General features: G+C 70.9%; 10 protein-coding genes and 3 pseudogenes. 6 read left to right on the top strand and 7 right to left on the bottom strand.

Translation table 11 applies throughout. The features are described from left to right. Positions 1-424 precede the first annotated feature (424 nt). Complete coding sequence (locus KM933_RS31805) at positions 425-1,117, top strand: lysophospholipid acyltransferase family protein (RefSeq protein WP_221358728.1); 693 nt, start codon at positions 425-427, stop codon at positions 1,115-1,117. Between the two features lie 379 nt (positions 1,118-1,496). Here the strand turns inward: KM933_RS31805 and KM933_RS39865 are convergent. The 4 genes and pseudogenes from KM933_RS39865 to KM933_RS31790 form a co-directional block, all read right to left on the bottom strand. Continuing rightward, positions 1,497-1,984 (bottom strand): annotated as a pseudogene (locus tag KM933_RS39865) (EamA family transporter); the annotation flags it as partial. Positions 1,985-2,122: 138 nt separating this feature from the next. Next, entirely contained in the window at positions 2,123-3,652 is a 1,530-nt protein-coding gene (locus KM933_RS31800; RefSeq protein ID WP_221358718.1) for an MFS transporter, read from the bottom strand. Next, positions 3,649-4,200: a TetR/AcrR family transcriptional regulator gene (locus tag KM933_RS31795; RefSeq protein WP_221358716.1), complete on the bottom strand. Its 552-nt coding sequence runs from the start codon at positions 4,198-4,200 to the stop codon at positions 3,649-3,651. The genes KM933_RS31800 and KM933_RS31795 overlap by 4 nt, the downstream gene beginning before the upstream one ends. Before the next feature lie 174 nt (positions 4,201-4,374). Beyond that, on the bottom strand, positions 4,375-5,346 hold the full coding sequence (locus KM933_RS31790) for an aldo/keto reductase (RefSeq protein ID WP_221358714.1): 972 nt from the start codon (positions 5,344-5,346) through the stop codon (positions 4,375-4,377). 360 nt (positions 5,347-5,706) lie between these two features. Between KM933_RS31790 and KM933_RS31785 the strand changes: the two genes are divergently transcribed. Further along, complete coding sequence (locus KM933_RS31785; protein WP_221358712.1) at positions 5,707-6,186, top strand: MarR family winged helix-turn-helix transcriptional regulator; 480 nt, start codon at positions 5,707-5,709, stop codon at positions 6,184-6,186. A 192-nt stretch (positions 6,187-6,378) separates the two neighbouring features. Here the strand turns inward: KM933_RS31785 and KM933_RS31780 are convergent, their stop codons facing one another. Continuing rightward, positions 6,379-6,954 (bottom strand): peptidase inhibitor family I36 protein, encoded by a 576-nt coding sequence (locus tag KM933_RS31780; RefSeq protein ID WP_221358710.1) that lies wholly within the window; start codon positions 6,952-6,954, stop codon positions 6,379-6,381. Positions 6,955-7,159: 205 nt separating this feature from the next. Beyond that, a complete protein-coding gene (locus tag KM933_RS31775) occupies positions 7,160-8,140 on the bottom strand; it encodes a helix-turn-helix domain-containing protein (protein WP_221358708.1) in 981 nt (326 codons plus the stop codon). Positions 8,141-8,353: 213 nt separating this feature from the next. Between KM933_RS31775 and KM933_RS40400 the strand changes: the two are divergent. The 3 genes and pseudogenes from KM933_RS40400 to KM933_RS31765 form a co-directional block, all read left to right on the top strand. Further along, positions 8,354-8,455, top strand: a pseudogene (locus KM933_RS40400) (transposase); the annotation flags it as partial. 137 nt (positions 8,456-8,592) lie between these two features. After that, positions 8,593-9,510, top strand: coding sequence for a hypothetical protein (locus KM933_RS31770; RefSeq protein WP_221358706.1), 918 nt, complete (start codon positions 8,593-8,595; stop codon positions 9,508-9,510). Between the two features lie 163 nt (positions 9,511-9,673). After that, positions 9,674-10,654, top strand: a complete 981-nt coding sequence (locus KM933_RS31765) for a fibronectin type III domain-containing protein (protein WP_221358704.1) — start codon at positions 9,674-9,676, stop codon at positions 10,652-10,654. 243 nt (positions 10,655-10,897) lie between these two features. On the opposite strand, the gene argH is transcribed toward KM933_RS31765, so the two are convergent. Then, positions 10,898-12,328 (bottom strand): argininosuccinate lyase, encoded by a 1,431-nt coding sequence (argH, locus tag KM933_RS31760; RefSeq protein ID WP_221358702.1) that lies wholly within the window; start codon positions 12,326-12,328, stop codon positions 10,898-10,900. A 374-nt stretch (positions 12,329-12,702) separates the two neighbouring features. On the opposite strand from argH, the pseudogene KM933_RS31755 reads away from it, so the two are divergent. Continuing rightward, a pseudogene (locus KM933_RS31755) lies at positions 12,703-12,939 on the top strand (hypothetical protein); the annotation flags it as partial.

The following is a 12,939-nucleotide window of genomic DNA, read 5'->3' as shown; positions in this document are numbered from 1 at the left end:
CGGGACCGATCGTAGGTGCGGCCGGGTGACAGGCGGGAGACCTCGAACGGAACACGTGGGTGATGCTGGATGTCCCATGGGGTGGGCGGGCCGCGGGACCAGGCTTCCGTCGTCCCCGCCGGTCGCCGGTCGCCGGTCGCCGGTCGCCGGTCGGCGGTCGGCGGTCGGCGGTCGGCGGTCGGCGGTCGGCGGTCGGCGGTCGGCGGCGAACGGAAGTTTGGGGAGCGGACGTCGGGAACTAGACCCGAAGACGCCCATACGTGCGGACTTCGTCACACCGTCTCGTACGGGTGACAACCGGGTGACAAGGCGCTCCCGCAGGTAAACGAGGGTCAACAGTGCGTATCGGGTCGGTGAACCCGATGTGCGCGATCCCGCCACCCGCGAGTATCGTCCTCACCTGCACAGACTCATATTCCACCCCTTGACACCGGAGGGCCCGTTGTCCCGCTTCGCGCTCATCAAGGCAGTGCTCGGACCGATCATGCGCCTGATGTTCCGCCCACGGGTGGAGGGTGCGGAGCACATTCCGGGCACGGGCCCGGTCATCCTCGCCGGCAACCACCTCACCTTCATCGACTCGATGATCATGCCGCTCTTCTGCGACCGGCAGGTCTTCTTCATCGGCAAGGACGAGTACGTCACCGGCAAGGGCTTCAAGGGGCGGCTGATGGCCTGGTTCTTCACCGGCTGCGGCATGATCCCGGTCGACCGGGACGGCGGCCGCGGCGGTGTCGCCGCGCTGATGACCGGCCGCCGGGTGCTGGAGGAGGGCAAGGTCTTCAGCATCTACCCGGAGGGCACCCGCTCCCCCGACGGCCGGCTCTACCGCGGTCGCACCGGTATCGCCCGGCTCGCGCTGATGACCGGCGCGCCCGTCGTCCCGTTCGCCATCATCGGCACGGACAAGATCCAGCCCGGTGGCGCCGGCTTCCCCCGTCCCGGGAAGGTCACCGTCCGCTTCGGTGGGGCGATGGAGTTCTCGCGGTACGAGGGCATGGACCGGGACCGGTACGTGCTGCGGGCCGTGACGGACTCGGTGATGACCGAGGTCATGCGGTTGTCGGGGCAGGAGTACGTGGACATGTACGCCACGAAGGCCAAGGAAGCGGCCTAGCTCCGCTGGTTTTCTGCTTCCGGCGCTCCGGGGGAGTCGGAAGGCGGACGTCGGCTTGTCGGCTTGTCGGCTTGTCGGCTGCGGGCCACGTTGTGGCTGGTCGCGCAGTTCCCCGTGCCCTTCACAGAGCGGCTGCCGGTCATCGGATGCGGGTTTGCCCGGGGACGGGCTTGACGTCCGTCCAGCTCGACGTGGCTCTCTGCCGACCTTGTGGTGGGTGGGGGTGGGACGGCTGAACGCCTCACCGGTGGCGGGCACTCTGCCCACGTCATGACGGGTGGCTGGGCGGCGGCCCGTCCGGTGCTTGCCCCCGCCTCGGCCAAAGACGTGGCCGAAGACGTGGCGGAAGGCCCGGTCGGAGCAGGTACCGGCATCCCGGGGCCGATCCCTGCAGCCCGGGCAGGCGCTCGCCCACGGTGCGGTTGAGCAGGATGTGACAGCCCCAGCAGACGGCGGCGATCAGGGCCAGGCCGATGCCGGAGATAATCCGTGCTGGGCCGGGGGCGGGTGAGGACCACCACGCCCGCCGCGGCGGCGAGGGCACAGGCCAGATCGGTACGGCGGCGGGAGCTCGCCGGCGCCACAGCGAGCGGGCCGAGGAACTCCGGAGTGACCGCCAAGCCGAGCCCGGTCCGGTCGATCGCCGCATACAGCGTGAGGTTCACGGTCGCGAACACCGCGGCAAGACCAAGGACCGGACGCCACTGCGCGGCGGTGAAGGAACGCGGCTTCGGCCGGCCGGCGCTCGGCAGCATCACGGCGGCCACCCACTGGCGCAACCGCCACCACTCCCGTCGGTCCGAGCACCGGGAAGGCCAACGCGGCCATCGATGCTCCGACCTGGTTGGACAGGCCGCTGCCCACCATCAGCGCCGCCCCGGACCACCGGGGCGACGACGCCCGCGCCGCGGCGGCCACCGTGTTGCCCGCCCGCGCGATCTGCGCGGTCGGGGTCGGGGTCGGGCTGGACGCGCTGTTCCCCGCGCCCCTCATGGGTCGTCGTCGTCAGTTCTCGTTCTCCAGTTCCTGGTGGTGCAGGAGCAGCCAGGCCGCTGCCGACGCCGCCAGCAGGACCGCCGCGCCCAGGCCCGCCGCCAGGGCGACGCCGTCGACGAAGGCCGTGCGGGCCGCGTCCAGGAGGGGTCCGGGGGCCGCCAGGGACGACGACGCCTCCACCGCTCCGCCGAGGGATTCGTGGGCCGCGTCGGCCACGTCCCGCGGTGTGCCCGCGGGGGCCGTGAAACCGGCGTAGACGCCGGTGACGACCGAGCCGAGCAGGGCGATGCCCAGGGCCGCGCCCAGTTCGTACGCCGTCTCGGAGACGGCCGACGCGGCGCCCGCCTGCTCCTTGGGCACGCTGGAGAGGATCACGTCCGCGGTCACGGTGAAGGAGAAGCCCGCGCCGACGCCGACGACCAGCAGGACCGTGCCGAGCACCGGATAGCCGGTGGACTGGCTCAGCACGGTGAGGGTGCCCAGGGCCAGCCCGATCGCGGCCAGGCCGCCCGCCACGACGGCACGCACCGAGTACCGGCGTGCGAACGTCCCGGCGGCCAGTCCCGCCGCCACCGCCCCCACCGCCGCGGGCAGTTCGGCGAGCCCGGCCTCCAGCGGACCGCGGCCCTGCACGAGTTGCAGGTACTGCGACAGGAAGAAGACCACTCCGGACAGGCCGAGGATGGTCAGCAGGTCGGCGAGCACCGCTCCGGAGAAGCCCCGGTTGCGGAACAGCCGCATGTTCAGCAGCGGGGTCGGGAGCGTGAGCTGGCGGCGTACGAATCCGTACAGCGCGGCCGCGCCCAGCAGCGCCGCCGCGCCCGCCGCCGCGTTCGGGCCGTGCGAGGCCGCCTCCTTGATCCCGTACACGATGCCGATCATGCCGACCAGGGAGAGCACGACGCTGACGAGGTCCCAGGGGCCGGGCTCGGGGTTGCGGGACTCGGGCAGCAGCTTCACGCCGACCAGGACGAGGACCGCCATCACGGGGAGGTTGATCAGGAAGACGGAGCCCCACCAGAAGTGTTCGAGCAGGAAACCGCCGACGACGGGACCGACCGCGGTGCCGGCCGAGGCGGTGGCGCCCCAGATGCCGATCGCGAGGCTGCGTTCGCGCGGGTCGTGGAAGAGGTTGCGGATCAGCGCGAGGGTGGCGGGCATCAGCGTGGCCCCCGCGACACCGAGCAGCGCCCGCGCCACGATCATCAGTTCGGGCGTGCTCGCGTAGGCGTTCAGCACGGACGTCAGCCCGAACGCGACCGAGCCGATCAGGAGCAGTTTCTTGCGGCCGACGCGGTCGCCGAGGCTGCCCATGGAGACGAGCAGACCGGCGATGACGAACGAGTAGACGTCACCGATCCACAGCAGCTGCGTGCCGGACGGCTTCAGGTCCTCGCTGATGTAGGGCGTCGCGAGGCCGAGGACGGTCGCGTCGACGGCCACCAGGAGCACGGCGAGGACGAGGACGGCGAGCGCCAGCCAGCGGCCCGGCCGCTTCCCCGTCTCCGCCGCGGACGCCGGCCGCACCGTGCTGGTCATGATCCCTCTCTCCGTAGTGCGCCGCCGAGCAGCAGCTCGACGATCATGTACTGGAAGTCCTTGGCCGCCACCCGGCCCTCGCTCACCGCCCACGCCCCCGAGGCGCAGAGCCCGTAGAGGGCCTCGGTGAGCCAGGCCGGGGTCAGGTCGATACGGAACTCGCCGCTCTCCTGGCCCCGGCGGAACAGCGCGGCGACGCGGGCGTCGACCCGGGCCCAGCCCGCGTTCTGCTCCTCCCCCTCGAACAGCTGGTTCTCGGTGTAGAGGAAGGCGATCAGCCCGGCGGCGCCCTCGAACTCGCGCACCAGACGGCGTACGGCGTCCCGGGCGGTGCCCTCGTCCAGCCGGGCCGCGTCCAGCGCGGCCTCGCACTCCTGGATGCCGAGTTCTTCCAGCGCCCGTACGAGGGCGTCGCGTCCGGCGAACTGGCGGTGCAGGGTCGCCCTGCTGATCCCGGCCGCCCTGGCGACCTCGTCCATGGTGGCGGTGGATCTCCGCGTCAGCAGGGCGGCTGCACTGCGCAGCACATGTTCACGGTCAATGGGCATGAGACAACCATAACCCGAATGAGACGTCAACGTCTCATCAGAGGCGTGCGACGCTCACCGGTAGTGGGTCAGGTCACGTCGGAGCAGCATCGGAGCAGCACTGAAGAGGACTCGAAGGTGAAGAGGACCCGAAGGTCTCGAAGGTTCCGGAGGTTCCGGAGCCGCCGGGGGGGGTCAGTGCCAGGGGAGCCGTCCGCGCCGCGCCCAGTACGCTTCCGGCGCCTCGGCCAGTGCGTCGAGCCGCGCCGTCCGCTCGTCGTCGAGGTCGACCACCGCGGCATGCAGGTTGGACGCGAGCTGAGCGGTGGTGGCCGCGCCGGACAGGACGACGCCCGCCCAGGGCCGGCGCAGGACATAGGCGAGGGCGACCGCGTCGGCGCCGAGGCCCGCGCCGTCGGCGAGGGCGCGTACGGCGGCCGGTGCGTGCGGGCCGGCGAGACGGCCGTTGGCCATGCCCTCCTTGACGATCACGGTGAGTCCTGCTTCGTGCGCCTCGGCGAGAGCCGGCCCGGCGGAGGTGTCCAGGACGTTGTACGTGGCCTGGACGGTCCGGAAGAGGGGTTCCGAGCCGACGGTCACGGCGAGCGCGGCCCGGATCGCGTCGGCCTGGGCGGGGCCGCTGGTGGAGAAGCCGACGGTCAGGCCCCGCGCCGCCGCTTCGGCCAGTTCGGCGTGCAGCTCCTTGTCCGTGAGGGCCGGGCTCCCGGGCGTCACCGAGTGGATCTGGTAGAGGTCGAGCCGGTCGCCGAGCAGCTCCGCGGTCTCGGCGCGCTGCCGTAGGTACGTGGCGAGGCCGTGGTCCTTGATCTCGTGCGCCTCGGCGTCGGTGCGCCACCCGGCCGTGTAGGTGTAGCCCCATTTGCTGCCGACGACGATGTCGTCGACGCCGGGCCGCGCCTTCAGCCAGTCGGCCAGGAACTCCTCCGAGCGGCCGTACGAGCGGGCGGCGTCGAAGTAGCGCACCCCCTGGGCGTAGGCGGCGTCGAGGAGTTCATGGGTGCGGGTGCGCAGCGCCTCCACGCTGCGGTCCTCCCCCAGGTCGCGGTCCCGGCCGAGGTTGATGTAGCCGGGGCGGCCGACTGCGGCGAGGCCCAGGCCGATGTGGCAGGTGGGGGTCGTCGCTGTGGCCAGTCGGGCGAAGGGCATCGCGGGCTCCGTCGGTCGGCTGCGGTTCGGCTCCGCCTCAACGTAACCCGATGACCCGCGGCGCGGACGGGCACCCCGACCCGCCGCCCCGGCCCGCGCCGCGGTGCGTACGGGCGCGCGGTCTCCACCCGCCGTCCTGGCCGGTGGCACGGGCAGGACGCCCGGGAGCCCGGCTCGTACGGTGTTCCAGCAGGTGGGCCCGGACACCGGCGGCACGCCCGCCGCGGCGGCGGGCGCCGACCGGCCGCGCCCCGCGCCTCAGCCGACCCTGCCCCGCGCCCCGACCGATCGCGTCCCGGCCGACCGGATACGCTCCGGAGGCCGCCGAACACCCCTCTCCACCCCGTCCGAGGAGCAGTGATGACCGAGCCCGTGCCCAGCCCTCCGAGTGCGGCACTCGACGGACAGCTCAGCTACGCCGTCTTCCAGCTCGCCCGCGCCCACCGCGGCCACGCCGCCGCCATGCTGCGCGCCATGAACCTGCACCCGGGACAGGAGCTGCTGCTGATGCAGCTCTACGACCGCGACGGCCAGACCCAGTCCGAACTGCTGGAGAGCGTCGGCCTCGACCACTCCACCGTCTCCAAGGCGCTGCGCCGCATGCAGGACGCCGGGCTCCTCACCCGGGAACCCGCCGCACACGACCGGCGCGTCATGGTCGTCCACCTCACCGACGCCGGCCGCGCCCTGCGCGGGCCCATCGCCGACATGTGGCGAAAGCTGGAGGAGATCTCCGTGCGCGACCTGACGGCGGAGCAGATCGAGGCGTTCACCGCGTCCGCCTACACGATCGAGCGGTCGGTCAGGGACCACGGCCGCCGGGCTCCGGCGGACAGGTGACACGCCGTCACCCCTGTGAGGGACTTCCCGGATGGATCCCACGCCCGATCGGGCCGCACCGGCGGTAGAACGTCACGGATGCCCGAACTGTGACGCGACTCCTGCAGCGCTCTGCCCTGCGGCGGGATCAGCAGGGCAGAGCACGGGCCGGTGCCTACGCTTGCCTCCGAGCGGTGGGAGGCACTGCTTTCGTCAGAAGAGTCGGACCTTGTCGACCCGGTTGTTCCAGGTGCCTCCGCAGGATCGGGGAAGGTCGCTGAAGTCGGATTCGACGCTGCCCGGTTCGGCGACGAGCACATAGTCCGGGCAGGCGCTGTCGATCATCCAGACGGTGCCGGAGCGATGGTTGTAGGCGCTCGATCCCTCGTTCATGATGTCGCCCTCCTGCAACTGCCAGGTGCCGGCACCGATGCGCCAGCGCCACAGGCCGTCGGAGTCGTAGTTGGGCCATGCCCAGATGCAGAACCGGCCCGGCGCGCAGTCACTCAAGGACATAGGGGCGACTGCGTCGGTCACGCCCTCGCCGACCGCCCCGGAGGCCGCGAGGGCCGCGGCCTCACTGTCGTAGCAGCGGATGCTTCCGTCGAGCTCCTGCAGGCACAGACCGGGGCCAGAGCTGTGGCCGATGCCGCTTGCGGCTCCCGCGCCGGTGGTTGCCCCTCCGAGGAGCAGCAGGGCGGCCAGCACCGCGAACAGCGTGCGGAGTAATTGCCTACTGCCGCGCTGCGGGGCCGGTGGCTTCAGGAGACCACGTTCCATGTCGTTCATATGCCATTCCCTCCCAGGAGGTTCCCCGTTCGCTCCCAGGTCCGCCGAGCTGACGGACCACGGGCGGTGACGGGCGTTCCCAGAGTGAGGGAAATGCGACGCGGAGTCCTTGACCTCGTATCTCCGCCCTTTGACGATCCGTGTCCTCACCCACCCGTGCACGGTCCGTGCACGCCAGGGCTGGGCAGCGCTGGGCCAGGCGGGGTCAGAGGTCCAGTTCCTGTCGTCGGTAGTCCTGCGGCGTCAGTCCGTACGTGACGCGGAAGGCGCGGGTGAACGTGGCGTGGTGGGTGAAGCCCCAACGGGTGGCGAGGCGGTGGACGGAGACGTCCCGCAGTGCCGGGTCGGCGAGGTCGCGGCGGGCGCGTTTGAGGCGCTGGCTTCGGATCCAGGCCGCGACAGTGACGCCTTCTTGCCGGAAGTCCCGGAAGATGCGGTGCAAGTGGCTGACGGAAATGTGGTGTGCGGCGGCGATGACCGAGGGCGTCAGTTCCGGATCATGCAGGTTGTGCTGGATGAAAGCCCGGATGCGCAGCGTCAGAGTGCGTTGGTGTGTCTCGGGTGACAGGAGGTCATCGGCGTCGTTGGCGCGGGCGAGGAGAGCCGTGACCAGGTCGGCGACCACGGATTCGAGCCGGAGGCCGTCGAAGGACGCGTACTGGGAGGTGTCACAGGAGGCCAATTGGGTCGCGAAGCCCGCCAGCAGGGCACCGATTCCCTCACCTCCTGGCATGGTCCGCTCCATCACCTGGTCGGTCTTGGACCGGGGCAGCGAGATCAACGCCTTGGATATCTCGATGCCCACGATGACGGACCGATGTGGGGCGCTGCGGAACTCGAAGGGACGGGAGGAGTCCAAGAGAATCAGCTCCCGCGGGCGGCACACGGTGACCTGATCGTGGTGGCCGAGACTTCGGAACGTGCCGTCCAGCGGTAGGACGAGCCGGATGCTCTCCGGATCCGCCTGCTTGATCATTTTCGTGGAACGCCGGAAGACCAGTGGGTCGAAGGACGACGACACCACGAAAGCGGCGCCGAGTTGCAGGAAGCGTTGTTCCATCCAGAAGGCGTCGGTGCGATCGCTGTACAGCTCCATCGGCAGGACTCTCCGCCCGAGGTGCTCGCGGCAGTAGTTGAACCGTTCCGCAGCGGGTACGGCCTCGCTCCGAAAGACCGTCTCGAACATGCTCCCCCCTTCAAGGCCACCAAAATCTCACATCGGTCGGTCAGTGACCAAGACGAACGCCAGCCCACCGAGGGGCTTGTTCGAAACTCCGTCTCCGCAGGTCAGAACGGGTGCTCCACGAGCTCGCGGAACGGCGCTCCGCCTTGCCGGGAACGCCTCGGTCCTGAGACGTGAGGGCCGCCCGAATGCAGTCGGCTCTCGGCTCCCAGTACACTTGTGCGCAACAGGCTCAAATGCCTCCAGTACCGGCCCCACACCCTCGACGGCTTCATAGCCGGCACCGGTCTGATCCTCCACGACCCACCGTCATCCTGACGAGCTGACGCCAGTCATCGCAGGGTGCGGTGCGAAGGGCCGGTCTTCGCTTCCCCGGCGGGAGTAGGGATTGCCCCGACCTGTAACGTGGCGATCTTCGGATGGCGTAGGCCCCGGAGTCCCGAAGGTGAGTCCCCATGGCGATCGACGAGTTGCCCGTCGCATGGAGGCTGTCCCCCGAGGACGTCCAGGCGGGGTGGCGGGCGCTGTGGTGGACCGTGGGACCGGCCGGCGAACTCGCCGTGATGTTGGTCCAGCGGCGGTACCTGAGCCGCGACAAGTATCCCCGCGGGTGGATCGGATGGCGTGCCGAAACGCCGTTCGACGGAGAGCTGGTCATCGCCTCCGGGCAGGAGCAGCGGCGTATCCCGGTCGAAGGGATCGACATGCGGCCCAGCCACCTGGCTCTGCTGCCAGGCTCCCGGTTCCTGCTGGCATCGAGCCGTACCCACCGGGACGCGGAGGGAGCCTGGTGGAAGAACGCCGTCGTGTACTCCCCCGAGGGCCGGCCGGAGGGTGCCTTCTGCATCGGTGACGACATCCCAGCCCTGGTCACCGACCGCAGCGGGGGCATCTGGACCGCCTACGGTGACGAGGGCATCTACGGCACCCACCCGGAGTCCGGGGCCGGCCTGGCGGGCTGGAACACCCGGGGTGTCGCGACGTGGGCACCGGAGGGGAGACTTCCCGACTGGCCACTGGAGGGTTGCACGGCCGCCACGGAGGGCGAGTCGGTGTGGCTGGTCTGGTATAGCCCCAAAGGAACCTTCCTCACCCGGATCACACCCACCACCGGCGAAGTCGCGAGCTATCGCAGCCCGGTAAAGGCCCCGGACGGATTCGCAGTGCGCGGCACGCGGGTGGTTCTGACCAGCCGCGACCACTACAAGCGCAGCACCACCGTGACCCGCGCGGAGCTGGTCGGCGACGTGTGCGTGGCCATCTGCCAGGAGCGAGTGCAGGTGCCCGGGCGGGTGGCCATGAAGTGCGGCCAGGGCCGCGACGGAACCCTATGGCTCCGAGCTGGCCGTACCTGGGTACGCATCGACGCCTGAGACCCGCGACTCGACGCCTGAGACCCGCGACCGTCAAACCAGCGGCAGGGCGCCCGTCACGGTGCACTTCGCGCACCGCAGATGCGCCATCCTCCCCTGGTCGAGGAGGCCATGGGGCGCCAGACACTACAACCGTGCCGGGTTCCCAGCCGTCATACGCGGTATGACCTTACGAAGATCCGTCGGCGCCGCCGTCATGGTCGTCCTCGGCACCGCCCTCCTCCTCGGCCCCGCCACAACCGCCGCGTCCGCGCTGCCACACCTTCGGAGCGGCGATGGCCGGCCCGCAGCACAAGCCGACGATCCCGCGCCCGCCGCGCCGACCGGCCTCCAGGCGTCGTACGACCCCGCCACTCGGACCACGACGGTCGGCTGGGACTCGAACACCGAACCGGACCTCGCCGGGTACCGGCTCTACCGGCGTCTCGCCGAGAGCGGGGAATGGACGCTCGTCAGCGGCGCCACACCCCTGGCGGCGACCTTCACGACCGATCCCCTCCCATCCACCGGCGACGTCTACGCCTACGCCGTACGCGCCGTTGACCAGGCGGGCAACGAGTCGGAGCGCAGCTACGACTGGTACATCGAGACGCCGGACACGTCGCCGCCCGGCGTTCCGGCGGACCTCACCGCGCGAGGCACAACGGCGGGCAACACCGTGCGCTGGCACGCCTCGTCGGACCACGTGGACCACTACGAGGTGTGGGCGGCGCCCGCGGGCGGGCAGGACCTGGACGGGCCGGACGAAGTACGCGGCACCGCCTACACCGACCCGCGGGCCCCGCAGGACGTGGCCGTCACCTACACCGTCGAGGCGGTCGACGCATCGGGGCAGCGTTCCGGCGTCTCCGGACCGGTGAACGCCACGCGGCCCGCGCCGGGCACCGCGCCGAAACCCGGCGGGTTGACGGCCCGGCACGACGGGAACGGGGTCCTCATCTCGTGGGACGGGCACTCCGGTGACATGGGCCAGAGCTACCGTGTCTACGCCCGGTACCCCGACCCGTCCGCATGGTCCTTCCTTGCCACCTCCTACCCCCGCAACGGGGAGGTGCGGGTCCCGGGGGCCGGCGGACTCTTCTACGTGGTGAGCGCCGACGACGAAAACAGGGAGTCGGCCCCCGTCTATGTGGGTGCCTACTGAGCACCACCTGACCCGGGCAGACGTTCGTCGGGAGGCCGACCGCCGGCCCGGGGCCTGCACCTCGATGCTGATGTCCGGCGCCTGAGGAGCAGGGCCGAGGGCTCCGGCGTCGGGGCGGTTCGGCCGACAGCACGCCCCGAGAACCGATCGTCAACGGCTCCTGCTGAGAACCCGCCGGAGCTGCCTTGACGAGCGAGGTCCGGTCCGTGAGGGGTTTCGGGACGTCCTCCTACCTGCTCGCGCTCACCTGCTCCTGGCCGTGGCCCAGGCGTGCTGCGCCGCCACGTCCGACTTCACCTCGGCGAGCTGCACGGCGACCGCGCCGGGGGCCGTACCGCCGCGGCCGTCGCGGGACGCGAGCGCGCCCGGCACGTTCAGGACGGAGCGCACCTCGGGCGTGAGGTGGATGGAGATCTTCGCGAACTGCTCGTCGGTGAGGCCGTCGAGCTCGACGCCGTCGGCCTCGGCGGCCTTCACGCACTCGCCCGCGACCTCGTGCGCGACCCGGAACGGCACGCCCTGCTTGACCAGCCACTCGGCGATGTCGGTGGCGAGCGAGAAACCGGCCGGGGCCAGTTCCTCCATGCGCTCGCGGTTGACCGTCAGGGTGGCCATCATCCCGGTGAAGGCCGGCAGCAGGACCTCCAGCTGGTCGCAGGAGTCGAAGACCGGCTCCTTGTCCTCCTGGAGGTCGCGGTTGTAGGCGAGGGGCAGCGCCTTGAGGGTCGCCATCAGACCGGTGAGGTTGCCGATCAGCCGGCCGCTCTTGCCGCGCGCCAGCTCCGCGATGTCCGGGTTCTTCTTCTGCGGCATGATCGACGAGCCGGTGGAGAAGGCGTCGTGGAGGGTGACGAAGGAGAACTCCTTCGTGTTCCAGATGATGACCTCCTCGGCGATCCGGGAGAGGTTCACCCCGATCATCGCGGTGATGAAGGCGAACTCTGCGGCGAAGTCGCGCGAGGCCGTGCCGTCGATGGAGTTGCCGACGCTGCCGCCCTCGAAGCCGAGGTCCTCGGCGACGGCCTCCGGGTCGAGGCCGAGGCTGCTGCCCGCGAGCGCGCCGGAGCCGTACGGCGACACGGCGGTCCGCTCGTCCCACTGGCGCAGGCGCTCGGCGTCCCGGGAGAGGGCCTGCGCGTGGGCCAGCACATGGTGGGCGAAGAGCACGGGCTGGGCGTGCTGGAGGTGGGTGCGGCCGGGCATCGCGACGTCCGGGTGCGCCTCGGCCAGACCGATCAGCGCGTCCTGCAGCTCGGCGATGAGGCCGCCGATGATCCGGGCGTGGTCCCGCAGGTACATCCGGAAGAGCGTGGCCACCTGGTCGTTGCGCGAGCGGCCGGCGCGCAGCTTGCCGCCGAGGTCCGGTCCGAGCTGCTCCAGGAGGCCGCGCTCCAGGGCGGTGTGGACGTCCTCGTCGGCGACGGTGCCGACGAAGGAGCCGTCGGCGACGGCGGCCTCCAGCCGGTCGAGCCCCACGAGCATGCGCTCCAGCTCGTCGTCGTCGAGGAGGTGCGCCTTGTGCAGCACACGCGCGTGGGCCCGCGAACCGGCGATGTCGTAGGGCGCCAGCCGCCAGTCGAAGTGGACGGACGCGGACAGCTTCGCCAGGGCCTCGGCGGGACCGTCGGCGAACCGGCCGCCCCAGAGCCGTACGTCACCGCTGTTGCTGCTCACTCGCTGCGCTCCTCAAGACCGTTGATGTACGACAAGACCGCTGATGTACGACAAGACCGTTGGTGTGCGACCGCCGATGCACGACCGCGCCCTCCAGAGGCGCGGGGAACCGCGCGACCGGCCCGGGACAGCCCGCACATGCCCGCGTACCGGCGTACCGGCCGTACCGGCTTACCGGGTTGTCCGTACCGCACATCCGCTGTCATGCATGAGTATGCAGAGCTCTGCATGATTCGTCAATCCAAGACGCGGCGCGGAGACCTCGTCAAGTAAATCCCGCTCCCGTTGAACGTGAGAAACCGCTTGCCCGTATTCCCTCGCGAACGCCGGCGCCGCTTCTGTACACCCACCCCTGACCCAAGTGAGGCATTCCCATGTCCAGGGCCCTTCCGAAGTACCACAAGCGCCGCGTCGCGATCATCGGCGGCGCCGCCGCGGTGGCGTTGTCCGGAGCGGTGATCGCAGGTTCCGCCCTCGCCGGGGAGACGTCCGACGACAACGGCGGAGCGGCCGCGTCGCCGGGCACGATCAGCTGCCCCGCGGTGCAGGGCAGTCTGCCCGCGATCCCCGCCTCCGCGCAGGCCGAGGTCACCAGCAACCTCGCCCAGCTG

The sequence above is a fragment of the Streptomyces beigongshangae genome, assembly GCF_019710745.1.
Taxonomy (GTDB): Bacteria; Actinomycetota; Actinomycetes; order Streptomycetales; family Streptomycetaceae; genus Streptomyces; species Streptomyces beigongshangae.
Note: the sequence above shows the minus strand (reverse complement) of the source record. Positions and strands in the feature narration are given on the sequence as shown.